This window comes from Pseudomonas sp. PWP3-1b2 (assembly GCF_049896045.1).
Classification (GTDB): domain Bacteria; phylum Pseudomonadota; class Gammaproteobacteria; order Pseudomonadales; family Pseudomonadaceae; genus Aquipseudomonas; species Aquipseudomonas antarctica_B.
The window spans coordinates 73,078-96,547 of record NZ_JAFCTN010000012.1 but is presented as its reverse complement, the minus strand read 5'-3'; the positions used below and the strand labels follow the sequence as shown (position 1 = coordinate 96,547).

At 62.7% G+C, this 23,470-nt stretch carries 2 protein-coding genes; both read right to left on the bottom strand.

Features of this window, described 5'->3' with window-relative positions:
• Positions 1 to 82 precede the first annotated feature (82 nt).
• Positions 83 to 12,412, bottom strand: coding sequence for a non-ribosomal peptide synthase/polyketide synthase (locus ACP7A2_RS10645; RefSeq protein WP_426134160.1), 12,330 nt, complete (start codon positions 12,410 to 12,412; stop codon positions 83 to 85).
• Entirely contained in the window at positions 12,412 to 23,469 is an 11,058-nt protein-coding gene (locus ACP7A2_RS10640) for an amino acid adenylation domain-containing protein (protein ID WP_426134159.1), read from the bottom strand. Before ACP7A2_RS10640 ends, ACP7A2_RS10645 begins: the two co-directional genes overlap by 1 nt.
• Position 23,470 lies beyond the last annotated feature (1 nt).

The following is a 23,470-nucleotide window of genomic DNA, read 5'->3' as shown; positions in this document are numbered from 1 at the left end:
CGAGAGAAAGAGTGGGCAAGCTCCCTCGCCACAGTTAGTGCGCTCCTCCTCTCTGTGTATAACGAGGGGTCGGCGGCAATACTTAAGCCGCCTGTGCAACGCAGTGTTCGATCAGCGCCTCCAGCTCTGCCTGATACTCGCGCATCAACTGCTCGACCGTATGCGCACGGTAGCGACGCGTGCTGTAAATGCAGCGCATCGACAGCCGCCCGTCATACACCTGCCCCACCACTTCCAGCCAATTACCCAGTGCGGCGTGCGGGCTGTAGCAACTGCCGTAGCTTTCGGCCGCGGGCACCAGCATGGCCTTGTCGTCGAAGCTCTGGTCGAACTGGCCCAGGTAGTTGAACGTGACGCGTGCCTGCGGCGCGCGGCTCAGGGTTTCGGCTACACAGCCGCCGCTGAGGTGGCGCAAAACGCCGTAGCCCAGGCCCTTGTTCGGCACGGCCGCCATCTGCTGCTGCACCGCCTTCACCGACGAGCCAAAAGTGCTGCCCACACCGGGGCTCAAGCGCACCGGGAACATGCTGGTGAACCATCCCACGCTACGGCTCAGGTCAATATCCTTGACCAGGTCTTCACGGCCATGCCCTTCCAGCTGGACCAACACCGACTCGTCCCCGCTCCAGCGGCACAGCACGCGGCTCAGCGCCGCCAGCAAGACGTCGTTGATCTGAGTCTGATACACCGCCGGCACCTGCTTGAGCAACTGCTGGGTATGCGCTTGCGACAGGCCCAACAACGCCACCGCCTGGTGTTGCACCTGGTTCTTGCCACGCACGTTGTCGCAGGGCAATTCACGGCCCGGCCTGTCGATCTGTTCAAGCCACCAGGCACGTTCCGCAGCCGGAAAATCTGCGGCATAGGCCTGCAAACCCTCGGCCCAGGCTCGGTAGCTGCTGGTGCGAATCGGCAGGCTCGGCACCTGGCCTTTGTCATAAGCCTCATAGGCCGTCTGCAAGTCCTGCAACAGCAAGCGCCAGGACACCGTGTCGATCACCATGTGGTGAATCACCATCAACACGCGCACCTCTCCATTGGCCAGGGTCACATGGGCCGTGCGCCATACCGGACCGTTGTGCAGGTCCAGGCTGCGCTGCACTTGCTCGGCGTAGCTTTCCAGTTCAGCCTCATCGGCGACACCTTGCTGCCACAGCAACGGCTCAGCGGCCCACTGCATTTGCAGGTCGGCCAGCGGCAGATAATGTTGCACGTGCTGTTCACCGACCTGGCTGAAGCGCAGCCGCAAGGCGTCGTGCTGCTCCATCATGCAGCGCAACGCCAATTCCAGTGCCGGCAGGTTCAACGCTTGACGGGCGCGCAGCATCAGCGCCTGGTTGTAATGGTGCGGCTCGCTCATCTGCTGATCGAACCACCATTGCTGGATCGGAATCAGGTTGAACTGGCCCTCGGTGGCCAACTGGGAAAGGTCCTCGCTGCGCGTCGCAACACTGCTGGAGCGCTGTTCGAAAATCGCCTCGATGGTCTGCCCGCGCATCAAGTCGCGCAGCTTGAGTTCCATGTTCAGTTCGGGGTGGTTACGCACGCGCGAAACCACTTGCAGGCTCAAGATTGAGTCACCCCCCAACTCGAAGAAGTTATCGGTGATGCCCACCTGCTCCACTTGCAATACATCGGCCCACACCTGGGCCAGCAGTTGCTCGTCACGGGTGCGGCCTGGCACATACTCGGCGCCCCTGAACTCAGGCTCAGGCAAGGCCTGGCGGTCGAGCTTGCCATTGGGCGTGATCGGCATGGCGGCCAGGCAAATGATCTGCGCCGGCACCATGTAATCCGGTAACTGCGCACGCAACCGGGCCTTGAGACGATCCCCCACGGCCACGCCCTCGGGGGTCACCACATAGCCAATCAGTTGCTTGCCCGACGCGCTGTCGCGGGCGATTACCAGCGCATCGCTGACATCCTCCAGCAGGCGCAGGCTTGCCTCGATTTCGCCCAGTTCTATACGGAAGCCGCGCACCTTGATCTGATGGTCGATACGCCCGACGTAATCCAGTACACCCTCCTCACGTTGGCGCACCAAGTCGCCACTGCGGTACATACGGTCGCCAGGTTTGCCGAACGGATCCGGCACAAAACACTCGGCACTCAGGTCCGGTCGTCGATGGTAGCCTCGGGCGATACCCTGCCCGCCGATGTACAACTCACCGGCCAGCCCAGGCGGCAGTGGGTTGAGGTCTTCATCCAGGACGTACAAGGCGCGCTCGCCGACAGCCCGACCAATCGGCGCATAGGCCGCTTCGCAACGGGCATTCGCCGGCACCTTCCAGAGCATGGGCGTGACCACTGTTTCGGTGGGGCCGTAGCCATTGGTGAAGAACTGTGGACGCAGGGCAGCCTTGACCTGTTCGAAGGTCTGATCGGGCACCGCGTCGCCGCCAAAGCAATACACGCGCACCGGCGGTGGCGCCAACCCACTCTGGGCAGCGTATTCGGCCAATTGCTTGAGGTAGGCCGGCGGGAAGCAGGCGATGGTAATGCGCTGCTGATGCAGCGCCTCAAAAGTCTGCTCCGGCGTCCACAGGCTGGCATCGCGAATCACCAGCGTGCCACCACTCAACAACGTGCTGAGCCAACGCTCGTGGGCACCGTCGAAGGCAAACGACATGAAATGCAGTTCACGGGTGTGTTCATCCATGTCATACAGCCGGACAATCGCCTGGCAATGCATGCTCATCGGGCCATGGGCCACCGCGACGCCTTTAGGCCGTCCGGTCGAACCCGAGGTGTAAATCAGGTAGGCCAGGTTGGCGCCGAGCAAACCGCTCGCAGGGGCTGTATCGCTGTAGTTCGAGCCGTCAAAAGCATCGATGGCCAATTGCGCCAAGCCCGCCACAGCAGGCAATCGCGGCTGCACCTCGCTGTGGGTCAGCAACATCGCCATGGCCGAGTCTTGCATCATGAACGCCAGCCGCTCTGGTGGGTAATCGATGTCCAGCGGCACATAGGCGGAGCCACTTTTCATCACGGCCAACAACGCCACCACCATCTCCACGGAGCGCTCCAGCGCCACTCCGATCACCACTTCCGGCCCGGCGCCGAGTTCGATCAAGCGGTGAGCCAGGCGATTTGCGCGGCTGTCCAGCTGCGCGTAGCTCAGCGACCTTTCGCCACACACCAGCGCCGTGGCCTGCCCACGCAGCTGCGCATGGCGCCCGATCAGCGCCGGTAGCAGCTGCGCCTGATAATCGGCATTCGGCGCCGCGCTCCATTGCTCAAACGCGCGCCACTGTTCGGCGCGCAACCGTTGCAGGTTACCCAACCGCTCTTGAGGCGCGACAATCATCGCTTCAAGGGTGTCTTCCATGCTGCGCCGAATCAGCTCCACGGCTTCGACGCTGAACGCGTTGCGCAGGAACAGGTATTCAATCGACAACCGTTCGCCGAGATTCACCGCAAGGTCCATCGGAAAGTTGGTGACGTCGTGGTTGCGCGACTCACCGAAACTCAGCCCGGTACCCTGCTGCTCGCCCAGGCGCTCATCGATCGGGTAGTTTTCAAACACAATAATGCTGTCGAACAACCCCTGCCCGCCCAAGCCAGACCAGCGCTGAATGTCTGCCAGTGGCGCATGGGCGTGCTCGCGGATATCCGTGTTGTAGGCCTGCAATTGCTGCAGCCACTGGTCCAGCGGTTGCTGCGGATCAAGCGTCTGGATCACCGGCAACGTGTTGATGAACAGGCCAAGGATAGTCTCGGCGTCTGCCAACCCTGCCGGGCGCCCGGCAACGGTGGCGCCAAACACCACAGTGCTCTGCCCGGTAAAGCGTTGCAGCAGCAATAACCACGCGCCCTGAATCAGCGTGTTAGGCGTGATCTGCAAGTGGCGGCAGGCCTGCTGCAAACGCGTGGTTTGCGCCGTGTCCCATCGGGAATACAGCGCCTGGTGGCCGGGTAAGTCTTCGACATGACGGGGGAACATCGCCTGATTAAGCGACGTCGCCTGCTCCAGTGGCGCCAGGCGGCTTCTCCAGAAGTTCTCCAGCGCACCCTGGTCCTGGCGTTGCAGCCACTCAATGAAGTCGCGATAGCGGCCGTTGCGTCCGTGGGCCTGGCCATTGGCGTAAAACTGCATCACTTCACCGAACAGCCGCGAGCTGCTCCAGCCATCCATGAGGATGTGGTGGCAGGTCCAGATCATCTGGTAGCGGTCGTCCTCCAGGCGCAACAGCAACACGCGTTGCAGCGGCGCGCGCGTCAAATCGAAGCCTTGCAGGTAGTCGGCAGTCGCGCGTTGTTCGATGGCTGTTTCGCTGATGTCCCGGCCACGCCAATCCTCGACCTGCAGCGGCAAGTCAGCGTGTCGATGGACGACCTGCACTGGCGCACCCAGTTCACCCTGCCAATGGAAACTGGTACGCAGGATGTTCTCGCGCTCGATTACCGATTGCCACGCGCGGGCAAAACGCTCGGTGTCCAGCCCATTGACCGGCAGGCTGATCTGGTTGATGTACAGGCCGGAACTGTCGTCGGCCAAGGTGTGGAACAACATGCCGTCCTGCATCGGTGACAACGGGTAAATGTCTTGCACCTGTGCCACCGGAACAGCAAGCGTATCCAGTTGCGCCTGGCTCAGACGGGCCAGCGGGAAGTCGGACGGCGTCAGGCCCTGATATTCAGCGGCGCAGCAATGATCGATCAATTCCTGCAAGGCGACGGCATAGGCATCGGCCAAATGCTGGACGGTGGCTTCGTCAAACACCTCGCGGCTGAACGTCCACTCCAGCGACAACTGACCGTTGAACACCCGGCCATCGATACTCAACCAGTTACCCAGCGCCACGTCGTCGCCATGCCCGTCGCCACTGCTTTCAGCACTGGGCACGAACAGCGCCTGCTCGTCGAAGCTCTGGTCGAATTGCCCCAGGTAGTTAAAGGTGATCCGCGCCTGGGGCAGACGGGCCAGGCGCGCCTGCACCTGCGGCGTACCGAGGTAGCGCAGCACGCCATAGCCCAGGCCTTTGTGGGGCACCGCGCGCAGTTGCTCCTTGATCTGTTTGAGTGAGTCCGCGAGCTGCGCCGACGGCGTAAGCACCACCGGGAACAGGCTGGTGAACCAGCCGACTGTGCGGCTCAGGTCGACCCCTTCAAACACGTCTTCGCGACCGTGCCCTTCCAGGTTTACCAGGCATGCGGGCTGCGCCGTCCACTCACAGATCACCCGCGCCAGGGCACTGAGCAAAAGGTCATTGACCTGGGTGCGATAAGCCATAGGCGCTTGTTTGAGCAGGCGTTGCGTGTACTCGGCATCCAGCCGCGTGCTGACGCGCTGACCATGCACCGCCGCCTGGCTGCCATCGGGGCGCGCACGCGGCAACTCAGGCAGGTTCTGGTCAAGTCTTTCAGTCCAGTAAGTCAGTTCCTCGCCCAGCGCCTCACTGTGGGCGTAACCCTGCAACTGCTCGGCCCAGGCCTTGAACGCCGTGGTTTTGCTCGGTAACGCTACAGGCTGGCTATCCATCAACTGCCGGTAGGCGGTTTGCAGATCTTCGAGCAGCACTCGCCACGACACGCCGTCGACAACCAAGTGATGAACCGCCAGGTGCAGGCGCGAAGTGCCGTCTTGCACAGCGATAAGGCTACAGCGCAACAGCGGCCCATGTTCCAGGTCCAGGCTGCGCTGCGCCTGATTGGCGATGGCGAGGATTTCATCGGCACCTTCCGCCTGGCGCAGCCAGACCAGCGTTTGTGTTGCGTCAACGGCCTGGTGGCTGGCCTGCCACGTGCCGTCATCGCGCTGCGTGAAACGCAGGCGCAGTGCATCGTGATGGGCCACCACCTGTGCCAGGGCTTGCTGCAAATGCTCGGCGTCCAGCGGGGCTCGCGGGGTCAGCATCAACGACTGGTTCCAGTGTTCGCGATGCGTGATCTCACTGGCAAAAAACAGGTGCTGCATCGGCACCAGAGGGCTGTCGCCGCAGACCGGCCGCTGATCAATGGGCACACTTTGCTCGGCGCTCGCTGCCCGGGCCAAGGCCTGGATCGTCTGGTTAAGGAACAAGTCCTTGGGGGCCAGGCCGATACCCTGCTGACGTGCGCGGCTGACCACTTGAATCGAATTGATCGAGTCACCGCCGAGGGCAAAGAAGTTGTCACCGGTGCCGATGCGTTCAACCCCCAGCACGCCTTGCCAAATCTGCACCAGCGCCGCTTCGATGGCATTGGCCGGGGCCACGAACGTTTGCTGCGCCTGCGCCACATCCGGTGCAGGCAACGCCTTGCGGTCGAGCTTGCCGTTAGGGCTCAGGGGCATTGTGTCGAGCAGGGTCAGGTGCGACGGCACCATGTGCTCCGGCAGGGTCTGGCGCAGGTGCGCGGCCAGGGTTTCGCGCAGGTGTGCCCAGTCGTCAGCCATACCCTGTGCAGCCACCACGTAGCCACTCAACACCTTGCCACTGCGGCTGTCCAGCGCCACCACCACAGCTTCGCGTACGGCTGCGTGCTCCAGCAGCCGCGCTTCGATTTCACCCAGTTCGATACGCAACCCACGGATCTTCACCTGGTGGTCGATTCGACCGATGTATTCAATTACCCCGTTGGCCCGATAACGCGCCAGGTCACCGGTGCGGTACAGCCGCTCACCGGCTACGAAGGGGCTGGCAACGAAACGCTCGGCCGTCAGGTCGGGGCGACGATGATAACCCCGCGCCAGGCCCTGGCCGCTGAGGTACAGCTCACCGTTGACGCCACTCGGCACCGGGTTGAGCTCATCGTCGAGGATATACGTCATCAGGTTGGCAATCGGCTCGCCGATAGGCACCGCCTCACGCCCTTCGTCGCGACACGTCCAATGCATCACGTCGATCGCGGCTTCAGTCGGGCCATACAGGTTGTACAGCCCGACACCCGGCAATTGAGCGAACACCTGTTGCTGGGCATCCACCGGTAGCGCTTCACCGCTGCACACAATATTTTTAAGCGAGGTACAGCGGCTGAGCTGGCCGTCCAACAGGAAGGCTTGCAGCATTGATGGCACGAAATGCAGAGTGGTGATGTGTTCGCGCTGGATCAGGCTGGCCAGCTTCGTCGGATCGCGATGGTCGCCCGGCGCGGCGACGACCAGGCGTACGCCGGTCATCAACGGCCAGAAAAACTCCCACACCGACACGTCAAAACTGAAGGGCGTTTTTTGCAGCACGCTGTCGCCGGCGCCCAGGGTGTAGGCCTGCTGCATCCAGCACAAACGGTTCGTCAGTGCGCCATGGCTGTTGCCGGCACCCTTGGGTTTACCGGTCGAGCCAGAGGTATAAATCACGTACGCCAAATGCTGCGCGCTGACGGGCGAAACGGGGTTGCTCTGCGCTGCGTCCTTCAGCCAATCGTCGCCGCTGTCGAGCATCAGAGTGCGCACGTGCGCCGGGATCGGCAGGTGCGTCGCCAGCGCCTGTTGGGTCAGCAACCAGTCGATGCCGCTGTCATCGATCATGTAGGCCAGGCGCTCGGCCGGGTATTCCGGGTCCAGCGGCACATAGGCACCGCCCGCCTTGAGGATCGCCAGCAGCCCGATCACCATGTCGAGGCTGCGGTGCAAAGAAATACCGACCAGTACATCCGGGCCGATGCCGCGCTCGATCAATGCATGGGCCAATCGGTTGGCCCGCACGTTCAGTTCGGCAAAGGTCAGCGATTGCCCCTCAAAGGTCAGTGCGACGGCGTCAGGCGTACGCGCCACCTGCGCCTCGATCAAACGCTGTACCGGCTGGTGAGTGGGGTAGTCGGCGAAGGTGTGGTTCCACTGCTCGACGATGACCCGGCGCTGCGCCGAATCAAGCATCGGCAATTGGCCGATGCGTTCGGTCGGGTTGGCGACGATGGCACGCAGCAGGTTCAGCCAGTGCTCGCCCAGGCGCATGATGGTGGCCGGTTCGAACAGGTCGGTGGCATAAGACAGTGCGGCGCTGAGGCCATCGCCGTAGTCGAAGGTGTCCAGGCTCAGGTCGAACTGAGCCGTCCCCGACTCCCAGGTCAGCTGCTCAAGGCTCAGGCCCGGCAGTGACTTGACCTCACCGCGCCCCTCGCTGGCATGGTTGAACATCACCTGGAACAACGGGGTGCGGCTCAAATCACGTACCGGTGCGAGCAACTCCACCAGTTGCTCGAACGGCAGATCCTGATGCGCCTGGGCCTCCAACGCGCGCTGTTTGACTTGACCGAGCAACTGGTCAAACCGCACACCGCCGTCAATCTCGGCCTTGAGCACCTGGGTGTTGACGAAGAACCCCAACAAGCCTTCGGTTTCCGCACGGTTGCGGTTGGCAATCGGCACGCCGACCCGAATGTCATTCTGGCCGCTGTAGCGGTGCAACAACGTCTGCAAACTGGAGAGCAACAGCATGAACAGCGTGCAGTGCTGCTGTTGGGCCAGGCGCTTGAGGCCGTCTGCAAGTGCCGGCTCAATCACGACCGGCAAACGCGCCCCGCGATAGCTTTGCTGGAGCGGTCGCGGATGGTCGGTGGGCAATTCGAGAATCGGCTGTTCACCGCCCAGTTGCGCGGTCCAGTAGGCCAGTTGGCGCGCCTGCTCACCCGCCGCCAACCATTGGCGCTGCCAGTGTCCGTAATCGGCGTATTGAATCGCCAATGCCGGCAGAGTCACCGGTTGACCACTGCTGAACCCGCGATAGAGCTGCATCAGGTCATCGACCATGACGCGCATTGACCAGGCGTCAGAGACGATATGGTGCTGGGTCAGGATCAACACGTGGTCATCCGCCGCCAGTTGCAGCAGTTTGACCCGCAGCAACGGCCCGCGCTGCAAGTCGAACAGCTGGCCAGTCTCGGCTTCAATCAAGCCACGCAGGTGGTTCTCATCCTGCGCAGAGGGTTCGCTGGCACAGCGAAGGTCCACCGCCGACGGCGCGTCAATCACTTGCACCGGCCGCTCGGCGTCCAGCACAAAGCGGGTGCGCAGGGATTCGTGACGCACCACCAGCGCATCGAAACTCTGCTGCAACGCGGCCCGGTCCAGTGCGCCACGCAGGCGCAGCGCCGCAGGAATATGGTAGGCCGTGCTGGTGGGCTCGAGCTGCCACAGGAACCATTGGCGTTGCTGGGCAAACGACAGTTCCAGGGTGTGCTCGCGGGAGATACGCGCTATCACTGCCGCATCGCCTGCCGCCGCTGCACCCATCGCGTCGACGAACGCCTGCAACGTGTTATGCGAGAACAGCAGGCGCAACGGCACTTGCAGTTGCAAGCGCTGGCGAATCCGCGAGACCACCTGAGTCGCCAGCAAGGAGTGGCCACCCAGTTCGAAAAAGTTGTCGCTGAGGCCGACTTGCGGCACGTTCAGCACCTCGGCCCAGATCGCGGCGACCGTCTGCTGTGCCGGCGTCTGCGGCGCCACATAGGTTTTCTGCCATTGGCTGGCATCCGGCGGCGGCAATTGCTTGCGGTCCAGCTTGCCATTCGGCGTCAGCGGAAAACGCGCCAACAGCACCGTGTGCGCCGGCACCATGTAGTCCGGCAGGTTGACCTTCAATTGCGCGTTGAGGCGCTCACGCAACTGGCCCTGCCCTTCGGCGTCGAGGCCCTCCAGGTCAACATTTGGCACCACATACGCCACCAGCGCCTGACCGGCGGGCGTGTTCTGGGCCAACACGGCTGCCTCGCGCACCGCAGCCTGCTCAAGCAGACGCGCTTCGATCTCACCCAGCTCAATACGAAAGCCACGGATTTTAACCTGATGGTCGATGCGCCCCAGGTATTCGATAATGCCGTCCGCGCGCTGACGCACCAGATCGCCGGTGCGGTACAGGCGTTCGCCACGGCTGGAAAACGGGCTGGCAATAAAGCGCTCAGCGGTCAACGCCGGACGCTGGAAGTAGCCCCGTGCGAGGCCTTCACCGCCAATCAGCAACTCACCCGCCACCCCATACGGCACCGGCATCAGGTCGGCGCCGACGATGGTCAACGCTGTATTGGCAATCGGGCCGCCGAGCCACGGCTGCGCGGGCTGCCCTTGCAGGCGGTGCAGCGCCGACCAAATAGTGGTTTCCGTCGGGCCATAGAGGTTCCACACCTCACCGTCGAGGGCCAGCATGCGCGCCGCCAGTTCCTGTGGCAGTGCTTCGCCGCCGCACAGGCACTTGCAACCGCGCAGCAGGTGGGCATTTTCGTTGTCGAGCAGCATCCGCCAACTGGACGGCGTTGCCTGCACCACATTGACCTGCTCGGCCTCGATCAACGCCAGGACCGCATAAGGATCCTGCGCCACCTCAGGGCCGGTCAGCACGATGCATGCACCCACCATCAGCGGCACATAGACTTCCAGGCCGAAAATATCGAACGAGAACGTGGTCAGCGACAGCGCCCGATCCGCGCCTGTCATCCCCGGCGCCTGCGCCATGCTCGCAACAAAGTTGGTCAGTGCCCCATGACGCACCATCACCCCTTTGGGTTGGCCGGTGGAACCGGAGGTGTAGATCACGTAAGCCAGATGCTCGCGGTTCAGCGCCAGCGGCAGGTCCACCGTGGCATAACCCGTCAGCCAGTCACCGGGCTGATCCAGCACCAACGCCTGCACGCCATCCGGAATCGGCAAGTGGTTGAGCAGCGCCGCCTGGGTCAGCAGTAAGGTGATGCCGCTGTCTTCGATCATGTAGGCCAGGCGGTCCTCGGGGAACGCCGGATCAAGCGGCAGATAAGCGCCGCCGGCCTTGAGAATTGCCAGCAGGCCGATGAGCATTTGCGGGCTGCGCTCGACGGCAACGCCCACCAGCACATCGGCGCCAACACCCAGACTGCGCAGCTTTGCTGCCAGCTGATTGGCCTGCGCATTGAGTTGGCCGTAGCTCAAGCGCTGGCCGTCGACGACCAGTGCCGGGGCACCCGGGGTACGCGCCGCCTGGGCCTGAAACAACTGGTGTACAAAACCCTCCTGGACGACCGGCGCCGGCGTGCGATGCCCCTCGTTGCGCTGCGCCTGGCGCTGCGTAGCGTCGAGCAACGACAGTTCGCCGATGCGTTGCGCGGGGTCGGCGACAATCGCGCGCAACAGGTTTTGCCAGTGCCCGGCCATGCGTGTGACGGTATCCACGCCGAACAGGTCGGTGGCGTAGATCAGCGCCGCCGACAGCCCGCCCGGGTACTCCACGGTTTCCAGGGTCAAGTCGAACTGCGCGCTGTGGGTGTCCCACTTCAAGCCCTCGACCTTCAAGGCGCCCACCGGCCCCTCGCCGGTTGGACCCTGCGTGCGGTGGTTGAACATCACTTGAAACAGCGGGCTGTGGCTGAGATTGCGTTCCGGTTGCAGCGCTTCGACCAATTGCTCGAACGGCAAGTCCTGGTGGGCCTGGGCGTCCAGTGCGGTCTGTTTGACCTGATGCAACAGCGTGCTGAACGTGTCCTGGGGCTGCACATCGCCCTTGAGCACCTGAGTGTTGACGAAAAAGCCGATCAGCCGCTCGGTTTCCACGCGGTTGCGGTTAGCCGTCGGCACGCCCACGCGGATATCCGTCTGCCCACTGTAGCGATGCAACAATGCCTGGTAAGACGCCAGCAGGAGCATGAACAGACTGACCCCTTCACGCTGAGCCAACTGCTTGAGTTGGCTTGCCAGCGCGGCGTCAATGTCGAGTTCCAGTCGCGCGCCGCGATAACTCATCACGGCCGGTCGCGCATAGTCTGCAGGCAGTTCAAGGACGGGTTGCCGGCCCGCTAGTTGCACCGTCCAGTACGCCAACTGGCGCTCACGTTCACCCGCTTCCATCCAGTGCCGCTGCCAGATGGCATAGTCGCTGTACTGGATTGGCAGCGCCGGCAGTTCCAGTTCAAGGCCCTGGCTGAAGGCAGCGTAGCCCTTGACCAGTTCCTCGACCATGACCTGCATCGACCCACCATCGGAAACGATGTGGTGCAAGGTCACGATCAGCACGTGATCATCCGCCGCCAGTTGCAGCAGCCGCGTGCGCAATAATGGCCCGCGCTGCAGGTCGAACAACTGGCGGGTTTCGTCTTCGATCAGGTGCCGAAGTTGCGTTTCATCCGGCACCTGCGCGAGTGCCTGCACCTGCAACGGCACCGCCGCCGCCTCGTGTATCTGCTGCACCGTCTGTTCGCCGTGCACCACAAACGTGGTGCGCAGGCTCTCGTGACGAGCTACCAATGCATCAAAACTGCGTTGCAAGGCGGCGATGTCCAGCGGCCCGCGCAAACGCAGCGCAGTGGGCATGTGATACGCCGCGCTCGCGGGGTCCAGCTGCCACAGGAACCATTGGCGTTCCTGGGCGAAAGACAGTGACAGCGTGTCGAACTCGGCACTGACAGGCGGAATCGGCAGGTTCGCCGGGGAAACGTCCTCTTCGAGCATTTTTTGCAGGTAAAGGCGGCGTTTTTCCAGCGGCAGCGTTATGAAGCGCCTGGCAATACGGTGTGCGACAGCGGTGTCCATCAAACCTCCTCAAATTCATCGAGCAGCGCTTCAAGCTTGCTCAATTTCGACGTATTTATGTGTTCGCTGGCCGGTGCCAGTTTCGCAACGAATGCGCCCAGCACCGGGAATTGGAATAGCAGTTGGGGCGTCAATGTCAGGCCCAGCTCGAGTTGCAGGCGTGAGACCACGCTCACCACCAGCAGCGAATGCCCGCCCAACTCAAAGAAGTCATCGCCCAGTCCGACCGCTTCAAGCTTGAGCACGTCCTGCCAGATCGCCGCCACCTTGCACTCCAGGTCGCTGACAGGGGCCTGCCAGGCCGAGTGCTGCGGGCGACTGTCCGGCTGCGGCAGGGCCTTGCGGTCCAGTTTGCCGTTGGGCATGAGCGGCAGTTGATCAAGGAAGATCAGGTGAGTCGGTACCATAAAGTCCGGCACCTGCTCGGCCAGCCGGCGCTTGAGCTGCTCGCCCAAACTGGCCTCGGCCGAGGCATCAAGCGTGCGATCGTGGCTGACCAGCCAGGCGACCAGGCTTGCACCACTCGCCGCTTCACTGGCGAGCACCACCACGTCACGCACCTGGCTGTCGGCACGCAAGCGCGCCTCAATTTCACCCAGCTCGATGCGCAAGCCGCGAATCTTCACTTGATGGTCGATACGGCCCAGGTACTCGATGTCGCCGTTCTCGGCATACCGCACCAGATCGCCGGTACGGTAAAGGCGCCCGGCGCCAGCGTCTTTGAACGGGTCGGGAATAAAACGCTCGGCGGTCAACGCCGGGCGCCTGTGGTAGCCGCGCGCCAGGGAGTCTCCGGCGATATACAACTCGCCGATCGCGCCGATGGCGCAGGGTTGCAGCGCGCGGTCCAGCACGTGGGTGCGCACGTTGTGAATCGGACGGCCGATGGCGATGATCCGCGCATCGTCTTCAATATCGCGTTCAACCACGTGGCTGCTGGTATCAATCGTGGCTTCAGTGGGGCCATACAGGTTGCGCAACTCACCGTCGAACACCGCCATCACCTGTCGAGACACGTGCGCGCTGAGCGCCTCGCCGCCACACAGCAACAGGCGCAACGACGCCAGTTGCTCGCGCGTAGCCAGCGCCAGCAGTGCTTGCAGCAGCGACGGCGCCATTTGCAACACGCTGATTTTCCAGCGTGCGACGTGCGCCCACAGCGTCGTCAGGTCAAGGTTGAGGTGCGGCGAAGCCAGCACCAACTGCGCGCCACTCATCAACGGCAACCAGAACTCCCAGACCGAGGCATCAAAACTGATGGCAGTTTTTTGCAGTACGCGGTCGCTGGCCTGCAATGGCAGGGTGGCTTGCATCCACTGCATGTGATTGCTCAGCGCGCCATGGCGAATCGTCACGCCCTTGGGTTTGCCGGTGGAACCGGAGGTGTAGATCACATACGCAAGGTTATCCGCGTGAAGCCGCGGTGCGGGCTCAAGCGCGCTGTGGTCGTCGAAACGGTTATGCGGCTGGTCCAGCAGCAGAGTGGTTACGTTGGCGTCGCCAAAACGGGGCAGCACTGCGCTTTCAGTCAGTAGCAAAGCGATGCCGCTGTCTTCAATCATGTACATCAGGCGGTCTTGTGGATACGCCGGGTCCAGCGGCACATAAGCACCGCCAGCCTTGAGGACCGCGAGCAAGCCCACCACCATCTGCGCACTTCGAGACATCGACAACCCGACCAGAACATCCGGGCCGACACCGCGCTCGATCAGCGCATGGGCCAAGCGGTTGGCGCGGTTGTTGAGCTGGGCGTAGGTCAGGGACTCGTCATCGCTGCACACGGCCAGTGCATCCGGCGTGCGACGTGCCTGGGACTCAATCCACTGATGGACATGGCGAGGTTCTGGCACCTGCACCGCCGTGGCATTCCACTCATGCAGCAACGCGCTCGACGCATCGCCCAACAGGTCGATGTCGCCCAGGCAGCCATCGTCGTCAAGCGTCAGCATTTGCGCGAGCACATGCGCCAGCTGTTCAGCCAGGCGCTCGATGGTGTGTGTGGGGAAAGCGGCATGGGCATAAGTGAAGTGCAGGCTCAGGGTCTCATTGAGATTAACGGCCAGGGTCAACGGGAAATTAGTCTGTTCCTGATTCCCGACGGTGCCGAAACGCAAACCTGATGGCGCCTGCGCCTGCAGGGCCTCGGACAGCGGGTAGTTTTCGAACACCAGCAAGGTGTCAAACAAACCCTCGCCCCCCTGCCCGGCCCAGCGCTGGATCTCGAACAGCGGCGTGTGCTCGTGTTCGCGCAGCGCAACGTTCTGAGCCTGAAGCTGTTGCAGCAAGTGCTCGAGCGATTGCTCAGGGAGCGGGCTTGCAATGACCGGCAAGGTATTGATGAAGAGCCCGATCTGCTGCTCGACGCCCATGAGTTCACTCGGCCGCCCAGACACGGTGGCGCCGAAGGCCACGGTGGCGTGCCCAGTGTGGTGCTGCAGCATCATCAGCCAGGCGGCCTGGACGACGGTATTGAAGGTCACTTTCTGTCGGCGGGCGAACTCGCCCAGCTCCCGGGTCTGCTGCGCGGTCAGCAGGTGGTAGTGGTTGGCGTGACTGCTGGCAGACGGCGCCTGCGAACCGAGGTGACGCGGGTCAGCCAAGCGGGTCGGCGCCTCAAACCCTTGCAACTGCTCACGCCAGAAGGCCTCGCTGACCTTGGCGTCACGCCCTTGCAGCCAGGCGATATAGTCACGATAGCGCCCGGTTTGACGCCCCAGTGCCTGGCCGTCATAGCGCTGCAGCACTTCACCGAGCAACTGCGAGTTGCTCCAGCCATCCATCAAGATGTGATGGTGGGTGTAAAGCCAGTGGTAGCGCTGTGCGCCGGTCTTGACCAGTACCAGGCGCAGCAATGGCGCATGGGTGAGGTCGAAACCCTGCTCGCGCTCGCTGTTGGCCAGCTCTTTCAGCGCCTGGGTCACATCACTGTGAGCGCTCCAATCGAGGGTACGAAACGGCACCCGCGCCTGTTTGTGAACGATCTGCACCGGGCGCTCGCACCCCTCCCAGACGAAACTGCTGCGCAGAATGTCATGGGCATCGACCGCCGCCTGCCAGGCGGCTTCGAAACGTTGCGGGTCAAGGCCTTCGATGTCCAGGCCGAGCTGATTGATGTAGTGGCCACTGCCCTGTTCGTACACGCTGTGGAACAACATGCCCTGCTGCATCGGTGCCAGCGGGTAGATGTCGTCTACCAGCCGCGCTGCCAGCGGCAACCTGTCGAGTTGCGCTTGTGTGAAGTCGGCCAGTGGGAAGTCCGAAGGCGTCAGCCCCTGGCTCAGCGGGTCGCAACAGTGGGCAATCAGCGAGGCCAACTCGGTCGCGTATTCATCAGCCAGTCTCTTGATGGTCGAGGGCGCGAACTGTTCGTCACTGAAGGTCCAACCCAGGCTCAGTTCGCCATCGAATACGCGCCCGTTGAGGGTCAACAGATTGCCCAGGGGGGTCAGTGGGCTTTGCTCGTCGCCGGCACCTTCACTGGCCGGGCTGAACAGCGCGCCCTGCGCCCTGTCGAAGCTGGCGTCGAACTGCCCCAGGTAGTTGAAGGTGATACGTGGCTGCGGTAGCGCCTGCAAAGCCGCTCGGCTGGCGTCGTCGCCAAGAAAGCGCAGTGCGCCAAAGCCCACGCCTTTGTCGGGGATCGCGCGCAGCCCTGCCTTGATCGACTTGATTGAAGCTGCAAGTGTTGCCCCCGGCGACAATTTCACCGGGAACAGGCTGGTAAACCAGCCCACGGTGCGGGTCAGGTCAATGTTGGCGAACAGCTCTTCCCGGCCATGCCCTTCCAACTGGATCAAGGTACTGTCATGCCCGGTCCAGCGGCAGACCACCCGTGCCAGCGCGGTCAGCAGCAGGTCGTTGACCTGGGTGCGATAGGCCGCCGGCGCCTCTTGAAGCAGTTGCCGGGTCAGCTGTTTATCCAGGCGCGTGTGTACGGTGATTGCCTGCTGGTTCAGCGCCGTGGCTTCGGGGTTGAGGCAAGGCAAATCCGCCGGCACGCCGTGCAGTTGCGCCTGCCAATACGCCAACTGCTGTTGCAGTTCTGCGGTGCGCGCATGGGCTTGCAACTGTGTCGCGTAAGCTTTGACTGAGCTGGTCTTGGGCGGCAAGTGCACGGGATTTCCAGCGAGCAACTGCTGATAGGCGGCTTGCAGGTCATCGAACAGGATCCGCCACGACACACCGTCGACTGCCAGGTGATGGATCACTAACAAGAGGCGCTGACTACCGTCGCTCAAGGTGGCCAACACCCCGCGCAGCAGGGAGCCGTTGTGCAAATCGAGGCTGCGTTGCGCCTGATTCGCCAGTGTGTGCAGCGCCTCTGCGTCAGCGACATCACGCACCCACAGCACACCCTGCGCCGCCGACTCAAGGTGCCTGGCGCGCCAGCCTGCCGTGGTTTCGCTGAATGACAGGCGCAAGGCGTCGTGATGCGTCACCAGTGCTTGCAGTGCCTGCTCCAGCAAAGCGCCTTGCAACGGGGTGGCCGGGGTCAGCATTACCGATTGGTTGTAATGATGGCGCTCGGGAATGGCATCGGCGAAAAACGCCTGATGGATCGGCAGCAGCACGGTCTCGCCGCTCACGGGTGCCTGGTCAATCAAGGGTTGCTCGGCAGCGGTCTGTGCGACAGCGGCCAACGCTTGGACGGTCTGATGCTGGAACAAGTCTTTGGGCGTGAAGCGGATGCCGGCCTGGCGGGCACGGCTGACGACCTGAATCGATACGATCGAGTCACCGCCCAATTCGAAGAAGTTGTCGGTGAGGCCTACGCGCGCAAGCTTGAGAACGTCCTGCCAGACGTTGGCAATCTGCTGTTCCAGCTCGCTGTGGGGCGCCACGTAGTCCTGCTGCACCTGGCTCGCGTCCGGTTGCGGCAACGCCTTGCGGTCGAGTTTGCCGTTGGCGGTCAATGGCCATTGCGTGAGAAACAGCAAGTGCGTGGGCACCATGTAATCCGGCAGGTCGGCCTTGAGTTGCGCCTTTATGTGCGCCTTCAAATCGTCTTCGTGACCTGCAGCCGCAATCACATAGCCCACCAATTGCTGGCCGCTTGGGCCGTCCTGCGCTACTACCAACGCTTCGCGCACGGCCTCCAGGGCGTTCAGGCGCGCTTCGATTTCACCCAGCTCAATTCGGAAACCACGGATTTTTACCTGGTGGTCGATTCGCCCGACGTACTCGATCACGCCGTCGCTGCGGTACTGCGCCAGGTCGCCGGTGCGGTACAGACGCGCGCCGCTTTCACCGAACGGGTCGGGAATAAAACGCAGCGCCGTCAGGTCGCCACGGTTCAGGTAACCCCGGGCCAGACCGGCCCGGCCGACGTACAACTCGCCGACGCAGCCTTTTGCGACAGGGTTTAAGTGACCGTCGAGCACGTACCACGACAGGTCCGGAATCGGTTCGCCGATGGGGCTGTTAGCGTCCTGCTCCAGGTCCGCCATCGACAAGGGGCGGTAGGTCACGTGCACCGTGGTTTCGGTGATGCCATACATGTTGATCAGCTGCGGGGCGTTGTCGCCAAAGCGTTCGAACCACGGGCGCAGGCTTTTCACGTCCAGTGCTTCGCCGCCGAAAACCACACAGCGCAGCGCATTGGCGCGGCGGTCGACGCACGCCACTTGCATCAGTTGCTTGAACGCCGACGGCGTCTGGTTGAGCACCGTGACGCCGCTGCTACACAGCAGGTCCAGGAACTCCTGGGGCGAGCGGCTGACGTCGTGAGGCACGATCAGCAGTTGGCCGCCGTGCAGCAGCGCGCCGAAGATTTCCCAGACTGAGAAGTCGAACGCGTAGGAATGGAACAGGCTCCACACGTCGCTCTCGCCAAACCCGAACCAGCTGTCGGTGGCGGCGAACAGACGCAGAATATTGCTGTGAGGCAGCAAGGTGCCCTTGGGTTTGCCGGTGGAGCCGGAGGTGTAAATCACGTAGGCCAGGTTTGCCGCGTGCATCGGAACTTGCGGGTCGGTGTCGGCAAACGTGCTGACGTCGGCGTCCAGCCACAAGGTTTTTACGCTCGGCGGTACGGGTAACTTGCCGGCCAAAGACGCCTGGCTCAGCAGCAGTTGAATGCCGCTGTCGTCGATCATGTACGCCAGGCGATCTTCCGGGTAGCTCGGGTCCAGCGGCACATAAGCGCCGCCGGCCTTGAGGATTGCCAGCAGGCCGACAATCATCTCGATACCGCGCTCAGCCGCAAGCCCGACCAGCACATCCGGGCCAACGCCGTGCGCGATCAGTTGATGCGCGCGGCGGTTGGCTTGAGCGTTGAGCGCGCCGTAAGTCAGGGTTTCACCGTTCCAGCGCAAAGCGATGGCATCAGGACGTCGGCGCGCCTGCTCGGCGATCAACTCGTGGGCACAATGCTCGCTCGGGAAAGCCTGCGGGTTAGGGTTCCATGCATTAATGCTGTGCTGCTGCTCGGCCGCATCCATCATTGGCAAGTCGCCAATGCATTGCTGCGGTGCGGCGACAATGCCATGCAGCAATTTCAACCAGTGGTCGGCCATGCGCTGCGCAGTCTTGGCATCAAACAGGTCGGTGGCGTAGGTCAGCGTGGCGCTTAACTCACCCTCGGCATCCAGGGTGTCGAGCGTCAGGTCAAACTGGGCCGTGCGGCTTTCCCACGGCTGGGCCTTGATCACCAGCCCCGGCAATTGCGTAACGTCCTGGCGGCCAGCGGTTTGGTGGTTGTACATCACCTGAAACAGCGGGCTGTGACTCAGGGTGCGCTCAGGGCGCAGGGCCTCGACCAGTTGCTCAAACGGCAGGTCCTGGTGGGCTTCGGCGCCCAAGGCGGCCGTCTTGACCTGTTGCAGTAATGTGGTGAACGGCTGCAGCGGGTCAACATCCGCCTTGAGCACCTGGGTGTTGACGAAGAAGCCAATCAGGCCTTCGGTTTCCACGCGATTGCGGTTGGCAATTGGCACGCCGACACGGATATCCGTTTGGCCGCTGTAACGATGTAACAGCGCCTGGAACGAGGCCAGCAACAGCATGAACGGCGTGCAGCCTTCGCGGTGGGCCAGTTGGCGCAACCCTTGGCCAAGGGCCTGGGGCACATCAATCCCAAGGCGCGCACCGGCGAAGCTCTGGCGGGCGGGCCGCGCTCGGTCGGTTGGCAATGTTAGCAAGGGTTGCTCACCGCCCAACAGGCCGGTCCAGTAAGCCAACTGCCGCTCGCGTTCACCGGCGTCCATCCACTGGCGTTGCCACACCGCGTAGTCCGCGTAGTGGATCGGCAACGGCGCGCGCTCAACCGATTCGCCCTGACTAAAGGCGGCGTAGCACTCGATGAGTTCCTGCACCAGCAACTGCATCGACCAGCCATCGGAGACGATATGGTGCTGGGTCAACACCAGCACGTGCTCATCGGCCGCGACCTGCAACAGACCGACGCGCAGTAGCGGGCCGTGTTCAAGGTCAAACGGCTGGCCGATCTGCTGTTGCACAAAGGCCTGAATCTGTTGCGCCGAACCCGACTCCAGCTGCTGCACGATCAGCGCCGGGTACGGCAGGTCATTAATGACCTGCACCGCCCGCTCATTCACTTGCACAAAAGTGGTACGCAGGCTTTCGTGACGCTGCACCAGTACGGCGAAACTGCGTTGCAGCGCTTGCACGTCGAGGGCACCGTGAATGCGCAGCGCGGCCGGAATGTGGTACGCCGTGCTGTTGGGTTCCATTTGCCACAGGAACCATTGACGCTGTTGGGCATAAGACAGTGGCAAAGGCTCATCCCGTGACAGCGCGGGAATCCGTGCAGTCGGCGCAGCCTGTGCCGAGTCCAGCGCCGCCACGCAGGCTTGCAGGCTGGCATTTTCAAACAGTGCGCGCAGCTGCAAGTTACGGCCCAGGGTCTGGCGAATGCGCGACACCATCTGCGTGGCCAACAGTGAGTGGCCACCGAGCTCGAAGAAGTTATCGGTAAGACCGACACGCTCCAGTTGCAGCACGTCTTGCCAAATGGCCGCGACCTGTTGCTGCAACTCGGTTTGCGGCGCTACATAAGCCTGCTGCGACTGGCTCGCGTCCGGCTGTGGCAACGCCTTGCGGTCGAGTTTGCCGTTGGCGGTCAATGGCCATTGCGTGAGAAACAGCAAGTGCGTGGGCACCATGTAATCCGGCAGGTCGGCCTTGAGTTGCGCCTTGATGTGCGCCCTCAAATCGTCTTCGTCACCTGCAGCCGCAATCACATAGCCCACCAATTGCTGGCCGCTCGGGCCGTCCTGCGCTACTACCAACGCTTCGCGCACGGCCTCCAGGGCGTTCAGGCGCGCTTCGATTTCACCCAGCTCAATTCGGAAACCACGGATTTTTACCTGGTGGTCGATTCGCCCGACGTACTCGATCACGCCGTCGCTGCGGTACTGCGCCAGGTCACCGGTGCGGTACAGACGCGCGCCGCTTTCACCGAACGGGTCGGGAATAAAACGCAGCGCCGTCAGGTCGCCACGGTTCAGGTAACCCCGGGCCAGACCGGCCCGGCCGACGTACAACTCGCCGACGCAGCCTTTCGCGACAAGGTTCAAGTGACCGTCGAGCACGTACCACGACAGGTCCGGAATCGGTTCGCCGATGGGGCTGTTGGCGTCCTGCTCCAGGTCCGCCATCGACAAGGGGCGGTAGGTCACGTGCACCGTGGTTTCGGTGATGCCATACATGTTGATCAGCTGCGGGGCGTTGTCGCCAAAGCGCTCGAACCACGGGCGCAGGCTTTTCACGTCCAGTGCTTCGCCGCCGAAAACCACACAGCGCAGCGCATTGGCGCGGCTGTCGGCGCACGCCACTTGCATCAGTTGCTTGAACGCCGACGGCGTCTGGTTGAGCACCGTGACGCCACTGCTACACAGCAGGTCCAGGAACTCCTGGGGCGAGCGACTGACGTCGTGAGGCACGATCAGCAATTGGCCGCCGTGCAGCAGCGCGCCGAAGATTTCCCAGACTGAGAAGTCGAACGCGTAGGAATGGAACAGGCTCCACACGTCGCTCTCGCCAAACCCGAACCAGCTGTCGGTGGCGGCGAACAGGCGCAGAATATTGCTGTGGGGCAGCAAGGTGCCCTTGGGTTTGCCGGTGGAGCCGGAGGTGTAAATCACGTAGGCCAGGTTTGCCGCGTGCATCGGAACTTGCGGGTCGGTGTCGGCAAACGTGCTGACGTCGGCGTCCAGCCACAAGGTTTTTACGCTCGGCGGTACGGGTAACTTGCCGGCCAAAGACGCCTGGCTCAGCAGCAGTTGAATGCCGCTGTCTTCGATCATGTACGCCAGGCGATCTTCCGGGTAGCTCGGGTCCAGCGGCACGTAAGCGCCGCCGGCCTTGAGGATTGCCAGCAGGCCGACAATCATCTCGATACCGCGCTCAGCCGCAAGCCCGACCAGCACATCCGGGCCAACGCCGTGGGCGATCAGTTGATGCGCGCGGCGGTTGGCTTGAGCGTTGAGCGCGCCGTAAGTCAGGGTTTCACCGTTACAGCTCAGCGCGATGGCATCAGGACGTCGGCGGGCCTGCTCGGCGATCAACTCGTGGGCACAATGCTCGCTCGGGAAAACCTGCGGGTTAGGGTTCCATGCGTTTATGCTGTGCTGCTGCTCGGCCGCATCCATCATTGGCAAGTCGCCAATGCGTTGCTGGGGCGAAACAGCGACGCCTTGCAGCAGGTTCAGCCAATGCTTCGCCATACGCTGCACGGTGTCGGCATTAAAAAGATCGGTGGCGTAAGTCAGCGTGGCCGCCAATTCACCCTCCGATTCCTGGGTGCTTAGCGTCAAGTCGAACTGGGCCGTGTGGGAACTCCAATCCAGGCTTTCCACCTGCAGGCCCGGCAACTGCAAGGCGTGGTCGGCGGCGCTGCCTTGATGATTGAACATCACTTGAAACAGAGGGCTGTGGCGCATATGGCGTTCCGGCGCCAGCGCGTGGACCAGTTGCTCAAAGGGTAAATCCTGATGGGCCTGGGCGCCCACCGCGGCCTGTTTGACTTGGGCCAGCAATTGGTCAAAGGGCAGGTCGCCATGAATCTGCGCATCCAGCACTTGAGTGTTGACGAAGAAGCCAATCAGGCCTTCGGTCTCCAGGCGATTGCGATTGGCGACCGGGACGCCGACGCGGATGTCCTGCTGACCGCTGTAGCGATGCAACAGCGCCTGGAACGAGGCCAGCAAAATCATAAACAGCGTGCAGCCTTCGCGCTGCGCCAACTGTTTGAGCTGGCGGGCCAGCCCGGCATCAACGTTCAGGTCCAGACGTGCGCCGCGATAACTCTGCGCCGCCGGCCGCGCGCGGTCGGTGGGCAGCGGCAGCACTTCGCCGCTGTCACCCAGGCGCTCGGTCCAATAGGCCAGTTGGCGTTGCAGCTCCCCGGCTTCCATCCACTTGCGCTGCCAGATCGAATAGTCCGCGTATTGAATCGGCAGCGTCGGCAGTTCGGCCTGCAAGCCAGCGCTGTGGGCCGCGTAGAGCCGAACCAGGTCATGCACCATGATTTGCGCGGACGCGCCGTCGCAAATAATGTGGTGTTGAGTCAGCACCAGCACGTGATCGTCCGGCGCCAGCTGCAGCAGTTTGACCCGCAGTAACGGCCCTTGCTGCAAGTCGAACAGGGTGGCGATTTCGGCGTCGATCAATGCTTTGAGCGCCTGGGCGTCCGGCGGCGTTTGCAACACCGTCGGGATGATCGGCAGGCTCAGTTGCGCATGCGCCACCTGGCACGGCCCGTCCGGCCCTTCCATGAACACCGTGCGCAGGATTTCGTGGCGCGCGAGCAAGGCGTCGAAACTGGCTTGCAACGCCTGCAGGTCCAGTGCTCCGCGCAGGCGCAGCGCGGTCGGCACATGGTAGGCCGCGCTGTGGGGGTCCAGTTGCCAGAGAAACCACTGGCGCTCCTGGGCATACGACAGGCCGATGGTCTCGAACTCATCGCGCATCGCCGGAATCGGCAGCGCTGCGAAGCTCATGTGCTTGCTGTGCAGCTTGTGCAAAAAAGCTTGGCGTTGGGCCAGCGGTAAACGGATAAATCGCTGAACCAGAGACAGGTTATCGAGCTGAGTCATT

Coding starts and splice junctions, on each gene's coding strand:
- ACP7A2_RS10640 (WP_426134159.1), bottom strand. CDS start 23,469: ATGACTCAGCTCGATAACCTGTCTCTGGTTCAGCGATTTATCCGTTTA.
- ACP7A2_RS10645 (WP_426134160.1), bottom strand. CDS start 12,412: ATGGACACCGCTGTCGCACACCGTATTGCCAGGCGCTTCATAACGCTG.